Source organism: Mesorhizobium sp. MC2-1-1 (assembly GCF_057597255.1).
In genome coordinates this window covers 560,219-580,510 of sequence record NZ_CP195205.1, presented here as the reverse complement: position 1 = coordinate 580,510, position 20,292 = coordinate 560,219, and the positions used below count along the sequence as shown (strand labels likewise).

General features: G+C 63.4%; 22 protein-coding genes. 10 read left to right on the top strand and 12 right to left on the bottom strand.

Translation table 11 applies throughout. The annotated features are described in order from the left end of the window. Window positions 1-6 precede the first annotated feature (6 nt). Entirely contained in the window at window positions 7-645 is a 639-nt protein-coding gene (locus ACR64R_RS02700) for a TetR/AcrR family transcriptional regulator (protein WP_487360158.1), read from the top strand. Between the two features lie 27 nt (window positions 646-672). On the opposite strand, the gene ACR64R_RS02695 is transcribed toward ACR64R_RS02700, so the two are convergent. The 3 genes from ACR64R_RS02695 to ACR64R_RS02685 form a co-directional block, all read right to left on the bottom strand. After that, on the bottom strand, window positions 673-1,500 hold the full coding sequence (locus ACR64R_RS02695) for an alpha/beta fold hydrolase (RefSeq protein ID WP_487360157.1): 828 nt from the start codon (window positions 1,498-1,500) through the stop codon (window positions 673-675). Window positions 1,501-1,586: 86 nt separating this feature from the next. Further along, window positions 1,587-2,111 carry an SRPBCC family protein gene (locus ACR64R_RS02690; protein ID WP_487360156.1) on the bottom strand — a complete coding sequence of 175 codons (525 nt, stop codon included), beginning with the start codon at window positions 2,109-2,111 and terminating at the stop codon, window positions 1,587-1,589. Next, complete coding sequence (locus ACR64R_RS02685; RefSeq protein WP_487360155.1) at window positions 2,108-2,443, bottom strand: ArsR/SmtB family transcription factor; 336 nt, start codon at window positions 2,441-2,443, stop codon at window positions 2,108-2,110. The genes ACR64R_RS02690 and ACR64R_RS02685 overlap by 4 nt, the downstream gene beginning before the upstream one ends. 273 nt (window positions 2,444-2,716) lie before the next feature. Here ACR64R_RS02685 and ACR64R_RS02680 point away from each other — a divergent pair, with 273 nt between their 5' ends. From ACR64R_RS02680 to ACR64R_RS02665, 4 genes are all read left to right on the top strand, one after another. Continuing rightward, entirely contained in the window at window positions 2,717-4,873 is a 2,157-nt protein-coding gene (locus tag ACR64R_RS02680) for a transglycosylase domain-containing protein (protein WP_487360154.1), read from the top strand. Window positions 4,874-5,052: 179 nt separating this feature from the next. After that, on the top strand, window positions 5,053-5,637 hold the full coding sequence (locus ACR64R_RS02675; protein ID WP_487360153.1) for a DUF1214 domain-containing protein: 585 nt from the start codon (window positions 5,053-5,055) through the stop codon (window positions 5,635-5,637). After that, window positions 5,630-6,178, top strand: a complete 549-nt coding sequence (locus tag ACR64R_RS02670) for a DUF1254 domain-containing protein (protein WP_487360152.1) — start codon at window positions 5,630-5,632, stop codon at window positions 6,176-6,178. Before ACR64R_RS02675 ends, ACR64R_RS02670 begins: the two co-directional genes overlap by 8 nt. 395 nt (window positions 6,179-6,573) lie before the next feature. After that, on the top strand, window positions 6,574-7,584 hold the full coding sequence (locus tag ACR64R_RS02665) for a DUF2336 domain-containing protein (protein WP_487360151.1): 1,011 nt from the start codon (window positions 6,574-6,576) through the stop codon (window positions 7,582-7,584). A gap of 5 nt (window positions 7,585-7,589) precedes the next feature. Here the strand turns inward: ACR64R_RS02665 and ACR64R_RS02660 are convergent, their stop codons facing one another. The 3 genes from ACR64R_RS02660 to ACR64R_RS02650 all read right to left on the bottom strand — a co-directional run bounded on the left by ACR64R_RS02660 (window position 7,590) and on the right by ACR64R_RS02650 (window position 10,509). After that, window positions 7,590-7,937: a DUF1491 family protein gene (locus ACR64R_RS02660; RefSeq protein ID WP_487360150.1), complete on the bottom strand. Its 348-nt coding sequence runs from the start codon at window positions 7,935-7,937 to the stop codon at window positions 7,590-7,592. Window positions 7,938-8,009: 72 nt separating this feature from the next. Then, entirely contained in the window at window positions 8,010-8,801 is a 792-nt protein-coding gene (locus tag ACR64R_RS02655) for a peptidoglycan-binding domain-containing protein (protein WP_487360149.1), read from the bottom strand. Then, the gene (locus ACR64R_RS02650; protein ID WP_487360148.1) at window positions 8,776-10,509 is read right to left on the bottom strand and encodes a sensor histidine kinase; all 1,734 of its coding nucleotides are present in this window, start codon (window positions 10,507-10,509) and stop codon (window positions 8,776-8,778) included. Before ACR64R_RS02650 ends, ACR64R_RS02655 begins: the two co-directional genes overlap by 26 nt. A 555-nt stretch (window positions 10,510-11,064) precedes the next feature. Between ACR64R_RS02650 and ACR64R_RS02645 the strand changes: the two genes are divergently transcribed. Further along, on the top strand, window positions 11,065-11,454 hold the full coding sequence (locus ACR64R_RS02645) for a DUF5330 domain-containing protein (RefSeq protein ID WP_487360147.1): 390 nt from the start codon (window positions 11,065-11,067) through the stop codon (window positions 11,452-11,454). 237 nt (window positions 11,455-11,691) lie between these two features. Continuing rightward, window positions 11,692-12,120, top strand: a complete 429-nt coding sequence (locus ACR64R_RS02640) for a SufE family protein (protein ID WP_487360146.1) — start codon at window positions 11,692-11,694, stop codon at window positions 12,118-12,120. A gap of 91 nt (window positions 12,121-12,211) precedes the next feature. Here ACR64R_RS02640 and ACR64R_RS02635 read toward each other — a convergent pair whose 3' ends face one another. After that, window positions 12,212-12,637, bottom strand: a complete 426-nt coding sequence (locus ACR64R_RS02635; protein WP_487360145.1) for a Ros/MucR family transcriptional regulator — start codon at window positions 12,635-12,637, stop codon at window positions 12,212-12,214. Between the two features lie 421 nt (window positions 12,638-13,058). Further along, complete coding sequence (locus tag ACR64R_RS02630) at window positions 13,059-13,403, bottom strand: SH3 domain-containing protein (RefSeq protein ID WP_487360144.1); 345 nt, start codon at window positions 13,401-13,403, stop codon at window positions 13,059-13,061. Between the two features lie 133 nt (window positions 13,404-13,536). Between ACR64R_RS02630 and ACR64R_RS02625 the strand changes: the two genes are divergently transcribed. Next, on the top strand, window positions 13,537-15,648 hold the full coding sequence (locus ACR64R_RS02625; protein WP_487360143.1) for a S9 family peptidase: 2,112 nt from the start codon (window positions 13,537-13,539) through the stop codon (window positions 15,646-15,648). 97 nt (window positions 15,649-15,745) lie between these two features. Further along, entirely contained in the window at window positions 15,746-16,135 is a 390-nt protein-coding gene (locus ACR64R_RS02620) for an SET domain-containing protein (RefSeq protein WP_487360142.1), read from the top strand. A gap of 26 nt (window positions 16,136-16,161) precedes the next feature. On the opposite strand, the gene ACR64R_RS02615 is transcribed toward ACR64R_RS02620, so the two are convergent. The 4 genes from ACR64R_RS02615 to ACR64R_RS02600 form a co-directional block, all read right to left on the bottom strand. After that, the gene (locus ACR64R_RS02615; protein WP_487360141.1) at window positions 16,162-17,109 is read right to left on the bottom strand and encodes a cytochrome c; all 948 of its coding nucleotides are present in this window, start codon (window positions 17,107-17,109) and stop codon (window positions 16,162-16,164) included. 9 nt (window positions 17,110-17,118) lie between these two features. Further along, complete coding sequence (locus ACR64R_RS02610) at window positions 17,119-17,556, bottom strand: c-type cytochrome (RefSeq protein WP_487360140.1); 438 nt, start codon at window positions 17,554-17,556, stop codon at window positions 17,119-17,121. 151 nt (window positions 17,557-17,707) lie between these two features. After that, window positions 17,708-18,310 (bottom strand): superoxide dismutase, encoded by a 603-nt coding sequence (locus tag ACR64R_RS02605; RefSeq protein WP_487360139.1) that lies wholly within the window; start codon window positions 18,308-18,310, stop codon window positions 17,708-17,710. A 210-nt stretch (window positions 18,311-18,520) separates the two neighbouring features. Next, window positions 18,521-19,399: a branched-chain amino acid aminotransferase gene (locus tag ACR64R_RS02600; RefSeq protein WP_487360138.1), complete on the bottom strand. Its 879-nt coding sequence runs from the start codon at window positions 19,397-19,399 to the stop codon at window positions 18,521-18,523. A 151-nt stretch (window positions 19,400-19,550) separates the two neighbouring features. On the opposite strand from ACR64R_RS02600, the gene ACR64R_RS02595 reads away from it, so the two are divergent. Continuing rightward, window positions 19,551-20,213, top strand: coding sequence for a haloacid dehalogenase type II (locus ACR64R_RS02595; RefSeq protein ID WP_487360137.1), 663 nt, complete (start codon window positions 19,551-19,553; stop codon window positions 20,211-20,213). Window positions 20,214-20,292 lie beyond the last annotated feature (79 nt).

Below are 20,292 nucleotides of genomic sequence, written 5' to 3'. Positions count from 1 at the left end.
TTGGTCATGACCATGACTGCACCCCAGCCCGAACCGACGCCCGGCAATATCAAGGTGACGCGCGCGGACTGGATCAATATGGCGCTCGAGACGCTGATTTCAGACGGCATCGGCAACGTGCGCGTGCTGACACTCGGCCAGAAGCTCGGCGTCTCGCGCTCAAGCTTCTACTGGTATTTCAACAGCCGGCAGGACCTGCTCGACCAGTTGCTCAAGCATTGGCACGAGACAAACACCACGGCGATCGTGGAGCGCGCCCGGCGTCCGGCCGAGACCATCATCATGGGCGTGATGAACGTGTTCGAATGCTGGGCGGACGAACGCCTGTTCGACCCAAGGCTGGATTTCGCCGTGCGCGAATGGGCCAGGCGCTCGGCTGACGTGCGGCGCATGATCGACCAGGCCGACGACGATCGCCTCACGGCCATCCGAGACATGTACCGCCGGCATGGCTATGACGACGAGGACGCCTTCATCCGCGCCCGCGTCCTCTATTACATGCAGATCGGCTATTACGTGCTCGACCTCAAGGAACCGGTCGAGGCACGCGTCAGCCACCTCGCCGCCTATCTGCGCTCCTTCACCGGCCTGGAGCCGAGCGAGGCGGACGTGGCGCATTTCATGCGCTTCATCGCTGCGCGGTGATCCAGAGACGGAAGGTCGGCGTCGCCGCTATGCCCCGTAAAAGAAGTCCAACAGAACGGGCACGTGCGGGCCGGGCTTCAGCATGTGGTTCTGGCCAGCCAGCGTGAGATAACGGGCGTTCGGGAGGGCATCCGCCAGCGCCTTGTTGCCGTGACGCATCCAGGACGGGCTCTTGCCGCCATCCGTCACCAATGTCGGCGCCGTCATTGAGGCCCACCGGCCGGGGACTAGCGGCTTGCCAAGCTGATCATTGGCCACGACGGCGCCATCGTAAGGTAGCGTATGGGCGACCGCCGTGAGCTTGGACCAGATCGGCGTTAGCCGCATGAGGAAGACAAGCGCGAGAGGCATGCCGACCGACTTGAGGAAGATGCGCGTTGCGTCGCCGCGAAACCCCGCCGCGACGGCTGTCCGGATGTCGGCCCAGTCGGCCTCGGTGGTCGGGCGGCTGTCATCGACGATCAGCGGCGCCTCATAGAGCGCAAGCTTCCTGACACCTGGCAGACGCTGAGCGGCCATCAGCGCCAGCATGGCGCCTGACGAAGTGCCCCAGACGAAGGCCTCGCCGCCTGCCTCGGCGAGCACGGCCTCGATGTCATCCACTTCGCGCTCGACCGCGTAAGGCACGGCATTTCCGCTCTCGCCGCGGCCGCGGCGGTCGTAGATGAACACCGTAAAATGCGCCGCCAACGCCGCGGCAAGCGGACGGCTCGGCCCCATGCTGCGCGAACAGAGCGCGCCATCTACGAGAATGAGCGGATGACCTGTTCCCCGGCGTTCATAGGCGATCGGCGTGCCGTCGGCCGAAATAGTCTTTTGCGTTGGTGCATCGGCAAGGACTGTGCGCCCGGCCATGGGCGCGTCACGATCCCGCGGTGTTTGCACGGCCTGTTGCATGGGATGCACTCCACAATTGTTACGACGGATTTTTGGTCAGCCAATCACTCGGGGGGCATGGCGGCGTCTTGCAGCGAAGCGAGCCGGCCGATCTCGCGCTCAAGCCTGTCGAAGCTTTGCATCCAGCCGCCGCGCATACCCAGCGCCAGCAGCCGCTCCCGGTCGGCAGCACTTGCCAGCATCACCTCGAAGCAGACATGAGTTCTTGCGCCGTCCGCGTCAAACGTGACCGTGTGAAGGCTTGGTCCCGGCGGGTTGCCGGCCCATTCCCGCAATTCAGCAGCCGGTTCATCGGTGTAGATGAGCCGACAATTCGCGACCACGTCGACATATTGGCCCTCATTGCGATAGAGCGCGCCGCTGGCGGTGCGCATATCGATGCGCCATCTGCCGCCGACCCGCGCATCGATCGCGCAATACGGGATGGTGCAGCCCTTGATGCCCCACCATTGCGCGACAGACAGCGGATCGGTCCAAAGCCTGAATACGCGTTCGACCGGCGCACCGAATGTGCGCTCGATCTTGAAGCTGCGTTCGGCTTGCCGCCCAGCGGGCTGACTTGCGCTCATTCGCCCGCCCCTTCCGTCTGCTCGCACCTTAGAAGATCCTCCATGCGATCGAATCGTCCTTCCCAGAGCCTCCGGTAGTCAGAGAGCCAACCGTCTATGTCGCGCAGCGGCTCGATCTCGATCCGGCTCAGGCGTTTCTGCGCCGCCCGGCTGCGGGTAACCAGGCCGGCCTGCTCCAGCACACCGACATGCTTGGAAACCGCTCGCACGGTGAGCGCAAAGGGCTGCGCGAGCTCGGCGACCGAAGCTTCCCCCTCGAGCAGACGAGCCAGGATCGCCCGGCGCGTCGGATCGGCAAGAGCGGCGAAAGTGTGATCGAGAGAGATGGCCATTTGGAACCATTTAGTTCTGGAACTATTCGGTTCTATAAAAATCGTTTGGCTAAGTCAACAGCCGAAGGAGAGCGTCGCGGTCGTGATGCCTCCAGAGCCGCCGTAAAGTGGCTGTGACAGAGATCCGCACGGCCCTGTGTTCCAACAAAGCCTGCACTGTGGCTTCGTCGCCCTTGTGAGCAGTGCTAAAATGGTCGATTAGTCTGGCGGGGGTGGCGCTCGGACCTGTCCATGCAGTTTCCGGGCGAAAGTGCGTTGGGACGGAAGTCTAGGATGGCAAGTCCTTCGAAACCGAGCAAGAGAAGAGGCCGGATCGCTTCGGCTCTGCTTGCTGTGGACGCGTGGCTCGATACCTCTCTCTACGAGATCGGTTTCAAGGCGCGTGAATTCTGGGAAGCAGCAACCATCTTCTCCCGCCGTTTCCGCGTCCACGGCTGGCGCCGCGCAATCATCGAGGTGCTGAGCGAAGGCTTCACCATGGGCGCCGGCGGCTTTGTGGTGCTGCTCGCGCTCGCCATGCCGGCCTTCGACATCACCACCGGCGACTGGCGCAACCAGGGCGACTTCGCCGTCACCTTCCTCGACCGCTATGGCAACGAGATCGGCCAGCGCGGCATCATCCAGCGCGATTCCGTGCCGGTCGACGAGATGCCGGACATCGTCATCAAGGCGGTGCTGGCGACCGAGGACCGGCGTTTCTTCGACCACTACGGTATCGACGTGCTGGGCCTGTCGAGAGCGCTCTTCGAGAACATGCGCGCCAATTCGGTGGTACAGGGCGGTTCCAGCATCACGCAACAGCTCGCCAAGAACCTCTTCCTGTCCAACGAGCGCACCCTCGAGCGCAAGATCAAGGAAGCCTTCCTGTCGCTGTGGCTGGAGGCGAACCTGTCCAAGAAGGAGATCCTGCAGCTCTATCTAGACCGTGCCTATATGGGCGGCGGCACGTTCGGCATCGAGGCGGCGGCGGATTTCTATTTCGGCAAGAGCGTCAAGGACCTTAACCTTGCCGAAGCCGCGATGCTGGCCGGGCTGTTCAAGGCACCGACCAAATACGCCCCGCACATCAACCTGCCGGCGGCGCGCGCACGCGCCAATGTGGTCCTGTCCAACCTGGTCGACGCCGGTTTCATGACCGAGGGCCAGGTGCTGCAGGCGCGACTGCATCCGGCAAACGTCGTCGATCGCGGGGAGCTGAAGAGCCCGGACTATTTCCTCGACTGGGCCTTCGACGAGGTCAAGAAGATCGCCAAGCCCGGCCAGCATTCGTTGGTTGCCCACACGACTTTCGACGCCAACATCCAGAAGGCCGCGGAAAAGTCGATGGAGTTCCACCTGCGCCAGTTCGGCAAGGAGTACAACGTCACCGAGGGCGCGGTGGTGGTGATCGAGACCAACGGGGCGGTGCGCGCCATCGTCGGCGGGCGCGACTATGGCGCCAGCCAGTTCAACCGCGCCACCAAGGCGTTGCGCCAGACCGGCTCATCGTTCAAGCCCTACGTTTACGCCACCGCCATGGAACATGGTTTCACGCCGGATTCGGTGGTTTCCGGGGGCCCTGTCAGCTGGGGCAGTTGGTCGCCGCACAACTACAGCGGCGGGTCGGCGGGCAACGTCACGCTGCTTACCGCGATCGCCAAGTCCATCAACACCGTGCCGGTGCGGCTGGCCAAGGATTATCTCGGCATTCCCCCGATCAAGGCCATGGCTGAATCGATGGGCGTGGAATCGCCCCTGGAATCGCACAAGACCATGGTGCTCGGCACGTCCGGCATGACGGTGATGGACCAGGCGACGGGTTACAGCGTCTTTGCGCAAAACGGCTTCGTCGGCTCAAGGCACGGCATCACCCAGCTCGTCACCCGCACCGGAGAGGTGGTCTACGACTGGACCAAGGATGCCCAGCCGCCGCATCGGGTGCTGTCGGAAAAGGCGCTGAAATACATGAACACAATGCTGGCCGCGGTGCCGGTGATCGGCACGGCAAGGCGCGCCCAGCTTCCCAATATCGTGGTCGCCGGCAAGACCGGCACCACCCAATCCTATCGCGATGCCTGGTTCGTCGGCTTCACCGGCAACTACACGGCGGCCGTCTGGCTCGGCAATGACGACTTCACACCGACCAACAAGATGACAGGCGGTTCGCTGCCGGCGATGGTCTGGCAGCGGCTGATGGTCTATGCCCATCAAAACATCGACCTGAAGCCGATCCCCGGCCTCGATCATCCATTCGTCGATCCGGAGGTCGCGGCCAAGGCCGAGGAAGCGGCGAAGAAGGAAGCCGACGCCGCGGCGGCGCAGGCGGAGGCCGAGCGCCCGCCGGTGCTCTCCAGCAGGACTACCCAGACGTTGAGGGAAATGACCAAGGCGTTCCAGGCCGCGCCCGTGCTCGATCCCCCCGCCCTGCCGGAGACGCTTTCGGCGCTTTAGAGCATGATCCCGAAAAGTGGGAACCGGTTTTCGGATAAGATCATGCTCCAACAACAAATTGGATCAGGATGACGTTTCAGCGAAACGTCATCCTGATCCAGCCACCCTCGCGTGGAGCCGGCTTGCCACGGCACCCCGCGCCGCGATATCCCGGGCAACATCCTCTGTTTGCGGATCTCATGCTCAAGAACGCCATCCTGACGCTGCTTTCGCTTGCCATCGCCATTGGGCTCGGCGGCTACAGCGTCTGGTACGCGCTCAACGCGCAAGACGGTGTCGGCGCGATCCGCATCGGCCAATGGACCGCCTTCCCCGAAGTCGGAACGCTGGCCGCCGACCCCTACTCCAAGGCACGCGTGGCGCGCGAAGGCGTGCTGGCGCTCGGCAAGGCCGAAGGGCTTGCCTTCGTCGCCGAGCGCGACGATTCAGGCGAGCCGCTGAAGCGCGAATGCACCTATACGATCGAGGGCGGGTATCCGACCGCCCGATTCTGGACGCTCTATGCCGCCGACCAGTCGCTTGGAGTGATCGACACCGGCAAGCCGAGGCAGTCGGCGCTGCAGTCCTTCGAAGTGCTGCGCCAGCCAGACAATTCCGTCGTCATTTCCGTCGGCAGCCGCCCGGCCCCCGGCAACTGGCTGCTCACCGGCGGCTCCGGCAGGATGTATTTCGTGCTGACCTTCTACGACACGCCGATCGCCTCGAGCACCGGCCTTTCCGACGTGACGCTGCCGCGCATCCTGAAGGCGGGCTGCGATGCGTAGCCTGCTGCACGCCCTGATCGTCGGCCTGCTTGGCGCGGGCATCGTGCATATCGTGGTGCTGTTCCTGGTGCCGGAATTCTCCGAACGCGATGCCTGGTCGCGGCTGGCGATGGCCTCCGACGTCTACAGGATGACGCGGCTGGACGCGGAGGCTGGCGGCGCGCCGGTGGTGAAATCGGTCGACCCGCTGTTTTATGCCGCCGCCTGCCGCTTCGACCTCGCCGACGGCCTGGTTCGGATCAGGGCGCCGGGCGACGTGCCGTTCTGGTCGGCCTCCGTCTATGACCGCAGCGGCCACAACATCTATTCCTTCAACGACCACAACGCCAATGACGAAAAGCTCGACGCGGTGGTGCTGACGCCGGCGCAGATGATCGAAGTGCGGCGCGACCTTCCGGAGGATCTGCAAGGCGCGATCTTCGTCGAGGCGCCGATCGAGGAAGGCATCTTCGTCGTCCGCGCCTTCGTGCCGGACGAGAGCTGGAAGCCGATCGTGTCACGCTTCCTCGAGCAGAGCGCCTGCGAATTGCAGGACTACTGAGAACGACGCGATCAGTGGTGCGGCTTCACAGGCGGCGGGGAGCCTGGCCTGTCGGCGCCGCTATCGCCAGGCCGGGTCTCGCCGGCCTGCGGATGCAACTCATAGCGGACGCCGGGGAAAATGATGACCGCCGCCGCCGTGCTGGTGTCGTGACTTGCTCTGTTTACAGGTGCCGCACGCGGCACAAAAGACAGGACCATGCCCATGGTTCGCGCATTCCTCTCGGTGTTCCCGGAGCACAACGCAACGCCTCCAAAGCTGATTAAGAGGCGTAGAGGGTTAACGGAGCGCTAACGTATCGCGGCTAACTTGATGTTTGTTTTCCCGAAGATGCGAAACCGGTCCGGCCGGATTGCGCGGGTTCGGGTGTGTGTCGAGTGTCGGGCGTATCCTCCGTGTCATCTTCGGATTTCAGGCAAATCGCTATCCGGACCGAAGCGGGAAAGGCCGAAAGGCTATTCCGCGCCGCCGTGTCGGCCTTCTGCTCGCTGACGCGCCCATCGCGCCGCGAGATCGCCCAGATCGAGGACCTGACGCTGCCGCTGTTCGACGAGGTCTCGGTCGAATCGCGCCGCTATGTCGCCGCTGCCCTTTCCGAATGCGAATATGCGCCAACCGCACTGGTCAGACGGCTGGCCGAGGAGCCGGTCGAGATCGCGGCCCCCTTGCTTACCCGCTCCAACGCACTGAGCGACATCGACCTCATCGCGTTGATCGGCCGGCATGGGCTGCCGCATGCGCGCGCCATCGCGCGCCGCAAGGAGCTCAACCCGACGATTGCCGACCTGATCCGCGCGCTGGAAAGGCCGACGCTGGTCAAGGTGCGGCCGCCGGAGGCGCTCACAAGGCTTGCGCCGAGGCCAGAGCCCGATGCCAAGGTGGACACTGGTGGTCCCGCGCCCAGCGAGGCAGCGGAGAACGCGCGGCGCCGCCTGCGTTCGATGATGCGCCCGGCCGGCCGAAGTGCCGACGTCAACACTTTCCTCGGCCAGCCGGCCTATGTGAGGTTGCGAGAAACGGCCCTGACCGGCAATGCGGCCTTCTTCCAGACCGCCCTGGCCGACGCATTGGAGATCGACTTCGCGACAGCCCGCTCGGTGACTGGGCAGTCGAGCTACACCGCCTTGCTCGCGGCGCTGCGCGCCCTCGACCTCAGCGAGGACAGGGCCTTCCTGATCGCGGTCGCGGTCTATCCCGGCGAGTTCCCGCATCCGCAGGCGATCCGCCTGTTCCTCGACCGCTACAGGCTGCTGCACCGGGACGCGGCGCTCGACAAGGTGCGCGCCTGGAAGGCCGAGACTCTGTCGCGAGCGATCCGCGACAAGGCCCCCGACTCGGCGATCGGTGACGAGCAACGCGACGCGTCGAACAGAGACGAGGCGAGCTCCGGCCTCAGGGCATCCTGACGCGGCTATTGCGTCTTCACGGAAAGAAGCTCTTCGACGGGAACGGTGCCGGCCTCGATCTCAACCACCCAAATGTCGGGATCGAATTTCTTCTCCCGCTCCAGTCGCGCATAGACGTCCGAGCCATCGTCGCCTGCGTCGAGCAAGCTGAAGAAACGCTCGTCCGGCTTGGCCGAATCGTAGCTCGTCTGTGGCGCCGGCCCATAGAGGGCCACCTCCCCCATCCGCCCCCGCGACAGGACGAAGACGGCGCCTGCCTCCGTCGCGCCGCGCTTGACGATAGCGGCAAAGCCGCCGCCGGCGAAGACGCGGCGGACAAGGGCCGAGACCCAGAAATCGGTGGTCACGCGCATGGGAGGGTTCCGGATGGCATGCGCGGCTTCTTACAGCAAGGATGAAGGAACCGAAACGTGCCGTGCCGACTCTCAGTTGGTCAGGCCGATCTCGCGCATCTTGACATAGACAGCTTCGTCCGGCTCGCCGGTTTCAGGCAGGCCGAACAGGGCCTGGAATTCCTTGATCGCGGCCCTGGTGCGAGCGCCGACCTTGCCGTCGAGCTGCATGTCGTCATTGCCAAAGGCTTTCAGGCCGGCCTGAATCTTGACGATGCGGGCGTCGGGCGATTGCGTGGCGCCATCGGCCGGGGCCGAGACCGCAATGACCGACGGCTTGGCGGACGGCGGTGCGGCTGCCGTGTCGGCCGGGCGGGGCGCCGGATGCGGAATGGCCGCAGTGGTTTGGCGAGCGCCAAGCTGGTCGAGCAGCGCCGAGTCGATCTCGCCCGAGCCCGGCAGCCCGACTTTCAGCTGATAGGCCTGGATGGCCTTGCGCGTGGCGGGCCCGGTGAGACCGTCGACCGTGCCGTCGTAGAAGCTGAGGTCTTTCAGGATACCCTGCACCTGCTGGACAACCGGATCCGGCTTGGCCACCGGCTGCGCCGGCGGCTGACGCACGATGTTGATGGTGGTCTCCGGCTCGTGGGAGACGGTGTGCGGAAAATTCTCGACGCTGCGGGTGGCGAAGAAGGCGCCAGTGTGCGGAAACGGCTGGTACCAGAGCGCGTTGGCGGACACATAGAACAGCGTCACCAGGAAGGCGGTCGAACCGCCCACCAGAACCGGGTTGCTTGCAATCAACTGACCGACGGCAACCGCGCCCTCGGCGAGGACGCCGCGTTCGGGTTCGACCACCTTAGGCCGTTTTGCGGAGCGAGCCATTTCTCTCCCCATCTGCATCCCCCCTCGGCTTGGCCGGCATGGCCAGCACGCCTGAAGGCGTGCCGGAGCGCCGCCTCGGACCGGCCACCGGCAAGCCGATCGTCACCGTGGTGCCCTCGCCGGGCGCGCTCTCGATCGACATCGTGCCCTCGTGCAGCGCCACAAGGCCCTTGACCAGCGACAGGCCTAGCCCGGTTCCCTCGAAACGACGGGTGTAGTCGTTCTGGATCTGCATGAACGGCTTGCCGAGATTGGCCATATCCTCCTCGGCGATGCCGATGCCGGTGTCGCTGACCCAGAAATGCAGGCGCGAACCGACGCGCTTGGCGCCTATCACCACGCTGCCGCCATCGGGCGTGAACTTGATGGCGTTCGAAGCGAGATTGATCAGGATCTGCTGCACCGCGCGGCGGTCGGCATTGATCTCGCCGGCATCAGGCGCGATCTGCGTGGCAAGGACTATGCTCTTGGCGTCAGCCAGCGGCCGCATCATTGAGCGGCACATGTCGACGGCCTCGACGAAACGGAACGGTTCCATCTCGGTCGCATAGGCGCCCGCCTCGATGCGCGAGACATCGAGGATCGAGGTGACGACGGATAGAAGATGCTGGCCGGAATCCCTGACCAGGCTGACATATTCCTTTTGGCGCGGATCCTTGAAAGCGCCGAACATCTCATGCAGCAACATGTCGGAAAAGCCGATGATGGCGTTGAGTGGCGTGCGCAGCTCGTGGCTGACGACCGCAAGGAAGCGCCCTTTGGCCACTTCGGCCGCCGCGGCGGCCTCCCTGGCTTGCACGAGCTCCTCGCGCAGCGCCGCGACATCTTCGTTTTCGCGCAGGACCAGCGTGAAGATGTCGCGATCTGTCTCGCCGGCCAGCAGGTCGAGGCTGAAGGGGCGAAAATTGTCGGCGGCGCCGGCACCCTCGCGCGGAAGGCGGATGCGCAGCTCGAGCCGGCGCTTCGGCGCTCCTTCGCGCATATCGGCCAAGGCGGTGAGATAGGCGACGCGATCGGAAAGATGAACGCGATCGAAGAGACCGGTTCCGAGCAGGAGCTCCGGCGCGAGTTTCAGGATCGAACGCGCCCTGGCGGACGCTTCGAGCACTTCTCCCTGGCGCCCCATGCGCAGCACAACGGCGTCGATGACGTCCTCGAGACGATCGCCGGCGGGCTCGGCCGGCCGCAAATGGGCCGGATTGGCGAAAGCGGCGGCACGCGGCAACAGCGTCAGCGCCCAGGCGAGCGGCAGCAGCCAATGCCAGGCGGCGATTTCGCCGGGCGGCAGGAACTGACCGGCGAAGGGCTGCAGAATGATGGCGACAATCGCCGCCAGGGCGCCAGACAACGCGGCGCGCCGCGACCCTGACACCCACCAGGCTTCAACCGGAAATGCGAGGGCAAGCAGGGCGACCGGCGAAGCCAGTCCGCCAGCGGCCGCCATGGCGCCCGCAAGGGTAAAGCCGCCCAGCAACACGGCCAGGCGGGCGGCGAGCGCCATCCGGCCGGTGGCCGCCACCAGAAGAGCGGCGAACCAGCACAGACCGAAGGCGGCGAAGATCGCGGCCACCGTGACGGCCGCGCCGAGGCTCGACGTGACTAGCGTGACCGCGGCACCCGCGGCAAGAAACGGCGCGGCCAGCATGACCCCGATGAAGCGGCGCTGGCGCAGGCGTTCCGCCTCACCCGTCACGGTCGGGTGAACCATGCGTTCGCAACCGGCGGCAACCGCGCCAGGCAATTGAACGTATCTGGCTGAAATAGAACTCAACGCACGCGTACCCGGTCGCAAAAACGCCCTGCCTGGCAGGTGACTCATCAATCGGCTTGAAACTCGCATCCAGCGTTTAAGGAATGGATAAGGCTGGCGAAGCCGGCTGCCCGCCCCGGGCAAATATCGTGACGCCGCGCCGCCCAAAGCAGGCCGAGTTGCCGCCATGGTAAACGGCGCGTTAGCCGCGAGGCCTGTGCCAAAATGGGCAGAACCGTGATCCGGCGAACCGCCAGTTCAGATTATATCGTTTAATAACAATTAGATATATGGTTATTGTAAAGTTAATCCGGTCAGTGGGATTTGAGACAAGTCGATATCAAAACTGATCCTTTCGAATTTGCCTAAAATTTGAGACAAATTCGCTGCTTCGATGCAAGCCGTCCTTTGCGTGATCGTGCCATTATCGTGCCCATAAAAGAGGTCATGCCGATGGATGCATGATCCGTCACGGATGGATGCAACATCCATCCCGGATGAGAGGCAAGTAAGATGGGCTTTCTGATCAGAATGGCTTTCTGGTTTTCACTGGTGCTCCTGGCGCTGCCGCTCGGCGTCGGCCCAGGCGAGAACGGCCAGCAGAGCGTCGGGCCGATCCAGGCGCTGTTTGCGGCGCGCGAGGCGGTCGGCGACATTGCGGGGCTCTGCGAGCGCAAGCCCGATGTCTGCGAAACCGGCAAGTCGGCCATGTACACCATCAGCGTTCGCGCCAAGGAAACGGCCAAGATCGCCGCGGCCATGATCGACGACCAGCAGTCCGGGAAGGCAGACGCGCCCGCGACCAACGTTGCGGATGACGGCGCCGTCACGACCACAGGCAGCGTAGCCGAGGACATCGTGCTGCCCGCCAAGGTCAACATTCCGGTGATGGCAAAGAACTGAGACCTTCTTCAGCCGTTCGCGCGGCTCTTTATTAGTTCTGGCGCAATTCCGGACGGAAAACCGCTTCGCACTTTTCCTGGAATTGCTCCTATTCAGTTTCAGCGCAATTCCGGACGGAAAACCGCTTCGCACTTTTCCTGGAATTGCTCTACGCCGCGGGCGCGTCCGACCTCTCGACGCCCGCGGCGTCTTTCTTTTTCCGTGACGCGGCGTTGCCGGCCCACTATATGCGGGGCGATGACCACCCCGATCCAGACGATCCGCGACGACTTTTCCCTGCTCGACGAGTGGGAGGACCGCTATCGCTATGTGATCGAGCTTGGTGAAGGCCTGCCGCCTTTTCCCGAGACAGAGCGCACGGCCGCGAACAAGGTGCCCGGCTGCGTCAGCCAGGTATGGTTGACCACCGAGCAAGGAGCGGGCGCCGATCCGGTCATCAGCTTCCAGGGTGATTCCGACGCCCACATCGTGCGCGGTCTGGTCGCCATCATGCTGGCGCTGTTTTCTGGCCGGCGGGCAAGCGAAATCCAGAAGACGGATGCCGAGGCGACACTGAAGGAGCTCGGCCTCGACGAGCATCTGTCGCCGCAGCGCGCCAATGGGCTGCGCTCCATGGTCAAGCGCATCAAGCGCGACGCGGAAGCTGCGTTGAAGCAGACGGCCTGATCCGGCCCCTGATCCGGCCGATGTCGCTCCCACCAAGAAAGCGAAACGGCGCCGCAAGGGCGCCGTCGAATTGCCTGTGAGCTGAGACCGATCACCGGCCCTTGCGCTTACGGCCCAGGCCCATCTTCTTGGCGAGCTGCGAACGGGCAGCCGCATAATTGGGGGCGACCATCGGATAGTTGGCGTCCAGGCCCCACTTCTCGCGGTACTCTTCCGGCGTGAGATTGTAATGGGTCATCAGGTGCCGCTTCAGCGACTTGAACTTCTTGCCGTCCTCGAGGCAGACGATGTAGTCGTCATGGACCGAGCGCTTCGGATTGACGGCCGGCTTCTGCTTTTCGACTGACGGCTGCTCGGGCGCCCCACCGACGCGGCCCAACGCGGCGTGAACGTCGGCGATAAGGTTCGGCAGTTCCCCAACCGGCACCGGATTGTTGCTGACATAAGCGGCGACGACATCGGCTGTCAGCTCGATCAGCGCATCACCGTTTTTCGAAGGTGTTTCGACGATTTCCATAGTGCTAAGGCCCCAACGAGAGTTGTTTCTAAAACTGCGCCCTTTTTTTTCCGGGATCGGGCATCGCGCGAATTTCATTCAGGAAAGCCCTGCGATTCGCGTCGGGTCATCTTAATGACGCCGCATCACAAGTAAGTCAATTCGCATATTGACTTATGTTCGCGGATATTCCTCAAATATTGCCGATTCAGCTTCAAAAATTCGTGCGTCGTGCAACTTCGCGAGATTTTTCTGGTCAAACCAGCATGCCGTGACGTTACGGCATGCACATGATAGACATCCAATCGCCATTCAACGTGGCAATCAATGCTTGGTCAATGCTTGGATGCCTGTTGCGCCAGCACGATGAATCCTGTGGCGCAACGGAGCGCAAGGGCCAATCCAGCGGGACGGGCCGACAAGGCAAAGTGACGAGAATCCGTCAATAGGGCGCGATGTATTTGCCGTAGACCCAGCCGGTGACGAAATGACCGTTTCGGGCCGGGTCGTGCCAGATTTCGCACCAGCGATAGCGGATTGCCTGACGCTGCTTCCAATGCGGCTGCCGGGCGATATCGAGCAGATTTACGCCTCCGGTGCAGCGGCCGGTCATCTGCAGCACGGCGCCGTTCGGATAGGCGGCCTGCTTCTGCGACACGTCGGAGGGGTATTTTCGCGCGTTGAGCGTATCGCCGAACGGCACGCCCGCCACTTGCCAGGCGGCAAAGACGGTTGCATGAGACTGATTGGAAGACGCCAGAGCCGCGGCGATGACGGCAGCAGCCATTGCGGTAGAAACACAGGATTTCATCTTTCCCCCTTCAGCTTGGTTTCCGTAGACCACCTTGAACCGCGCCCCTTGAACCGCCGCTGAGCGGCGTGTTCATTCGTCATTCAAGCAAATTCCGCAGCGAGACGTAATGACCAGAACCTCCGCCTTGATTTCCCCATTTCCGATCGCCACCCCGCCGGCGCCTGAGAAACACCCCGTTTCCGACATGCATCACGGCGTCACCCGCAGCGACGACTATGCCTGGATGCGGGCCGAAAACTGGCAGGCCGTGTTCCGGGACCCTTCCCTGCTCGACGGGCGCATCCGCGACCATCTCGAGGCCGAGAACGCCTACCAGGCCACGCTCATGGCCGGCACCGCGGACCTGCGCGGCCAGTTGTTCGCCGAGATGAAGGCGCGCATCAAGGAGGACGATTCGACCGTGCCCATGAAGGACGGCCCCTATGCCTATGGCTCGTCATTCAAGCTCGGCGGCCAGCAGCCGCGCTATTTTCGCATGCCGCGTGATGGCGGCGCCGAAGAGATCCTGCTCGACGGCGACGCGGAAGCCGAGGGCAAGGCCTATTTCCGGCTCGGCGGCGTCGATCATTCGGGGGACCACAAGAAGCTTATCTGGGCTTTCGACGACAAGGGCTCGGAATTCTTTACGCTGCGCGTGCGCGACCTCGCCGGCGGCGCCGACCTTGCCGACCTGATCCCCGACACGGGCGGCGGGGGAGTGTGGAACGCCTCGGATGACGGTTTCTTCTACACCCGCCTCGACGACAACCATCGCCCGTCGAAGGTATTCTTCCACGCGCTCGGCGACAGACCCGAGAACGACCGGCTGATCTATGAGGAGACCGATCCCGGCTTCTTCATGGACGTCAGCGGCACGCGCGCCAACGACTGGATCATGATCGGCATCAACGATCACGAGACATCCGAATACCGGCTGCTGCCCGCCAATGATCCATCCGCGACTCCCAGGCTGGTGGCGGTGCGGGAGGCCGGGCTGCAATACGACCTGGAAGAAGGCGGCGACATCTTCTTCATCCTCACCAACGCCGATGGCGCCAAGGACTTCAAGATCATGACCGCGCCGGTAGACAACCCGGTGCGCGCCAACTGGCAGGAACTGGTGCCGCATGAGCCCGGCAGGCTGATTCTCTCGGTCCTCGGATTCAAGCATCATATGGTCAGGCTGGAGCGCAAGGACGGCTTGCCGCGCATCGTCGTGCGCGAACGCGCCAGCGGCGAAGAGCATTTCATCTCCTTCGACGAGGAGGCCTTTTCGCTCGGCCTCTCCGGCTCCTACGAATACGACACCGAGACGATGCGCTTCACCTATTCGTCGATGACGACGCCGGCGCAGGTGTTCGACTACAACATGCGCAGCCGCGAACGCGTGCTCTTGAAGACGCAGGAAGTGCCCTCCGGTCACGATCCGGAACACTATGTCACGCGCCGGCTGATGGCTCCCACCGCCGATGGCGAGTTGGTGCCGATCTCCCTGCTTTTCCATCGCGATACGCCGCTGGACGGCTCGGCCCCCTGCCTGCTCTACGGCTACGGCTCCTACGGCATCACCGTCCCTTCCGCCTTCAACACCAACTGCCTGTCGCTGGTCGACCGCGGCTTCGTTTACGCCATCGCGCATGTGCGCGGCGGCAAGGACAAGGGCTACGGCTGGTACGAAGACGGCAAGCGGGCGAAGAAGATGAACACCTTCACCGATTTCATCGCCTGTGCCCGCCATCTCGTAGCCGAGCGCTACACGCGCCATGATCGCATCGTCGCGCAAGGCGGCTCCGCCGGCGGCATGCTGATGGGGGCGATCGCCAACATGGCGCCGGAAGATTTCGGCGGCATCGTCGCCGAGGTGCCGTTTGTGGACGTGCTCACCACCATGCTCGACGCCAGCCTGCCGCTGACGCCGCCGGAATGGCCGGAATGGGGCAACCCGATCGCGTCCGCCAACGACTACAAGACGATCGCCGCCTATTCGCCCTACGACAATGTCGCGGCGCTCGACTACCCGCCGATCCTGGCGCTGGCTGGTCTCACGGATCCGCGCGTCACCTATTGGGAGCCGGCCAAATGGGTGGCCCGGTTGCGAGATCGCAAGGCGGGCGGCAGCCCGGTCCTGTTCAAGATCAACATGGATTCCGGCCATGCCGGTGCGTCGGGCCGCTTCTCGCGGTTGGAGGAGATCGCCTACATCTATGCCTATGCCCTGAAAGTGACCGGCAGGACCTGATTTTCCGCTCGCAATCGGCAAGGGCGCGCGTTACCCAATGCCGCCCTTTTTCAAAACGGCTCCTCCCGGCCGCGACCATTCACTCGCAAGGATCCTCATGCTGCTCGTCGACACGTATCTCGACAAATCCGCCATTCAGGGCATCGGCGTCTTCGCCAGGAACCACATCGCCAAGGGCACTCTGGTCTGGAGGCTCGACCCGCGGTTCGACCGCCGGATCCCGGTCGAGACCTACGAGGCCCAGATCGGCCCGGTGAAGTCCTATCTCGACCGCTATTCCTATCCGGACCGGCAGGATCCGCGCTTTATCGTCTTCGAGGCCGACGACGCACGCTATATGAACCATCACGACGATCCGAACTGCGACGTCTCCTCGCCCGAGGAGACCTACGCGCTGCGCGACATCGCGCCAGGCGAAGAACTGACCTGCAACTACAACCACTTCTTCGAAGACGGCTTCGATTTCCTGGGCGATCGCCACCTGTAACCGGATGCGAGCCAGCGCAAGCGAGGTCAGTTCGCAGGCTTGCGCGCCGGATAGCCGTTGGGATGCGGCGGGACAGCCTTTAGATAGGCGGCGATCGCAGCGCGGTCGTCGGCTGTCAGTTGCGCCATATTTCGCTGCACTTCGACCATGGAGCCGCCGACGGAATCGAAATCGGGCGTGAAGCCGGTCTCGAGATAGTTGGCGATGTCAGCCTCGGACCAGTCCTTGATGCTTTTGCCGTCGGGGGTGATGTTGGGCACGACGCCCGAGCCTTCGGCTGCGACTGCCCCCGCCAGCCATTCGCCTTTCTTGATACCGCCGGCGAAATCTCGCGGCGTGTGGCATTCGCCGCAATGGCCGGGACCCTCGACAAGGTAGCGGCCGGCCAGAACCTTGTCCGGCGCGTCGTCCGGCAAAGCTATCACCGGTTCGGCACTGAGATAGAGCAGCTTCCACAGGCCGATGCCGCGGCGGATGCTGAAGGGGAAGGAAAGCTTGTGATCCGGCGCCTTGCCGGCAACCGCCGGCAGCGTCTTCATGAAAGCATAGAGGTCGGCGATGTCGGCCGGCTTCATGCGTGAGTAGGATGCATAGGGAAAGGCCGGATAGAGATGCTCCCCAGAGGGCGAAACCCCTCTGAGCATGGCGTTGGCGAGGTCCTCCTCGCTCCAGGCGCCGATGCCGTCCTTCGGATCCTGGGAGATGTTGGGTGTCACGAAGGTGCCGAACGGCGTCTTGAGCTCCAGCCCACCGGCCAGTTGCAGCCGGGCGTCGCCCTCGGCGCCAGGCCTGGAATGGCAGGAGGTACAGCCGCCGGCATAGAAGATGCGCTTGCCCCTGGCGGCGTCGCCGGGGCCGAGCTGGGCCAAGGCCCCGGCGTCAAGCCTGACCGGCGCCGACAGGGCCCAGCCGACGACCGCGCCGGCGCCGCCCAGCACGATGACGGCACCGACAAGCTTCTTCAGCCAGGCCATGGCCGACGATCAGCCTTTCTTGATTCTGTAGCTCTGGTGACAGGCGCCGCAATCGCCGCCAAGAGTGTTGAGCTGTGCCTTCAAACCGTCGACATCGCCCGGCGGCGAGGCGACCGCTTCCTTGGCGTCGGCCAGGAACTTGTCCTCGGCGGCCTTGAAGCCGGCCATGTCTTCCCAGATCTTCGGCGCGGCGGTGGTGTCGCCCTTGTCGCTGCCGGCGGGGAAGAGCTTGTCGGCGTCGAACTTCTCGGCATTGGCCTGCAGGGCCTTGAGCGTCGTCAGCACGGCGGCAGCATCAAAATCCTCCTCGCCCTTGACGACCTTCGACAACTGGCCGGCAAGCATGCCGCGCTCTTTCATCAGGGCCTGGCGATCCTGGATCGGGTCGGCAAAGGCTGCCGAACCGGCAAGAGCTAGCATGGAGATGGCGAGGACAAGCTTTCTCATTCAATTGGCTCCTTTGTGAGACGACCAAACGTTAACGGACCTAAGGATGCGAATATTCCCCGCTGCCGTCACGATTTCGCCCTGGCGTTGAATCTCCCGAGTTGGCAGATAAAGAAAAGCCCCGACGTGCGGGGCTTTTCATCGAAATCGCTCAGCCTTTTGCCTTCTCGTAGAGTTCCAGGACATAGTCCCAGTTGATCAGGCTGTCGACGAATGCTTCGAGGTACTTCGGCCGCGCATTGCGGTAGTCGATGTAATAGGAGTGCTCCCAAACGTCGACGCCGAGGACCGGCGAGCCGCCGTGGACCAGCGGATTCTCGCCATTCGGGGTCTTGGAAATCTCAAGCTTGCCGTTCTTGACCGAAAGCCAGGCCCAGCCGGAGCCGAACTGAGTGGTGCCGGCTGCGATGAAGTCCGCCTTGAACTTGTCATAGCCGCCGAGATCACTGTCGACGGCCTTCTGCAGCGCGCCCGGCAGCTTGTTGCCGCCGCCGCCCTTCTTCATCCACTTCCAGAAATGGATGTGGTTGTAGTGCTGGGCCGCGTTGTTGAAGAGGCCGGCATTCTTGCCGAAGGACTGCTTCACCACCTCTTCGACCGACAGGTCGCCCATTCCAGCCTCGGCGGCCAGTTTGTTGCCGTTGTCGACATAGGCTTTGTGGTGCTTGTCGTGGTGATACTCCAGCGTCTCCTTCGACATGTAAGGCTGCAAGGCCTCATAGTCATAAGGCAAGGCGGGCAACTCAAAAGCCATGGATTGTACTCCCTCGAGGAAAAAGTCCGGTGATACTACCGGGTTAAGATAGGTCTGGAATGGGTCGGGGCAACTCCGGAATGGAGCGCCGAGCGAGTTTTAGAGCAATTCCTGGAAAAGTGCGAAACGGTTTTCGATCCGCAACTGCGCAAAAATCGAAGTGCGGGAGCGGTTCGCCGTTTCAGCGAAGCGGTGAAACGCTCCCGCGGCTCAGGCGACGGGTGTCGAATGCGCCCAGTCCCAATAGAGTTCGCGCGCCTTTTTCGCCACGGGTCCGGGCTGAAGGTCGCGGTTCTCGATGCGTGTGATCGGCACGACCTTGGAATGGTTTCCGGTCGAGAATATCTCGTCCGCGTCGAGGAAATCGCGCACCGACAGCGTCTTCTCGGTGGCCTTGAAGCCGTAGTCGCCGAGCAGGTTGATGACACGCGAACGGGTGATGCCCGACAGGAACGTGCCGTTCGGGGCCGGCGTCATCACATGGCCGTCCTTGACCAGGAAGATGTTGGACGTGCCGGTCTCGGCGACATTGCCCAGCATGTCGAGCACCAGGGCATTGTCGAAACCGCGGTTCTTGGCCTCGAGGATGGCGCGGCCATTGTTGGGATAGAGGCAGCCGGCCTTGGCGTTGGTCGGCATCGTCTCGATCGTCGGTCGCCGGAACGGCGAGACGGTGACCGAGAAGCCGGCCGGCGAGATCATCGGCGATTCATACAGGCACAGGCAGAAGCGGGTCGAATCCGGATCGGCCGGCACACCCATGTAGCCGCCATGCTCGGCCCAATACATCGGTCTGATATAGACCGCCGTCTTGCCGTCGAATTTCTTCAGGCCGTCCCAGGTGAGCCCGACGATGTCCGCGGCCGTCATCGAGGGCTTCAGGCCAAGTGCCGCGGCCGAAGCGTTGACGCGGGCGCAATGAAGATCGAGGTCGGGCGCGACGCCCTCGAACCAGCGGCCGCCGTCGAAGACGCTGGTGCCGAGCCACATGGCGTGGCTGCGCGGTCCCAGTATCGCGACATTGCCCTCGTACCAGTCGCCGTCCACATAGGTCCAAGTCGCGGTCTGCGCCGCTTGCGCCAGTGTCATGTTCGCTGTCCATATCGATGATTTTAGATTTTCATAGGACGATGCTTTGGCGGCCGGCGTCAACCGACATGGCCGAAAATCATTGAGGCCAGCGGCACTTAACTGCAATCAGCGCTTGCGTGGCGCGCCGTCGCGCCGCAAAACTCCTGCCATGCACCACGCGGCTTATGTCTTCGACGCCTACGGCACGTTGTTCGACGTGCATGCCGCCGTGCGGCGCCATGCCGGCGAGATCGGCCCGGACGGCCAGTTGCTTTCCGAGATCTGGCGCGCCAAGCAGCTCGAATATTCCTGGGTCAGGACACTGATGGGTTCATACGCCGATTTCTGGCAGTTGACCGAGCAGGCGCTCGATTTTGCGTTGCGCAAGGTGCCCTCGGCCGATTCGACGCTGCGGGCGAAGCTGCTGGAGGCATACTGGCGCCTCGACTGCTACCCGGAAGTGCCCTCCGTGCTGAAGGCGCTCAAGGCATCGGGCGCGAAGCTTGCAATCCTCTCCAACGGGTCGCCCGAAATGCTCGAGGCGGCGGTCAAATCCGCGGCGCTCGACCAGATCCTCGACGACGTGTTTTCGGTCGATCAGGTCAAACGCTTCAAGACCGACCCGTCGGTCTACGACATGGTGGTCACAGGCTGGCGGCTCTATCCAGGCGCGGTGTCGTTCCAGTCGTCAAACCGCTGGGACATAGCAGGGGCCGCCAAATTCGGTTTCCGCACGGTCTGGATCAACCGAACCAGCCAGCCAGACGAATACCGCGACTTTCCGCCGGGGCTGATCCTGCCCTCGCTCGAAGGGCTGTTGGCAGAGGTCTGAGCCCTCTGTGGCGACAGCGCAACAGTTGTGACGCGGTCACAGCTTCGCCTTTTTCTGTCCACCCTCAGGCCAGAATTGG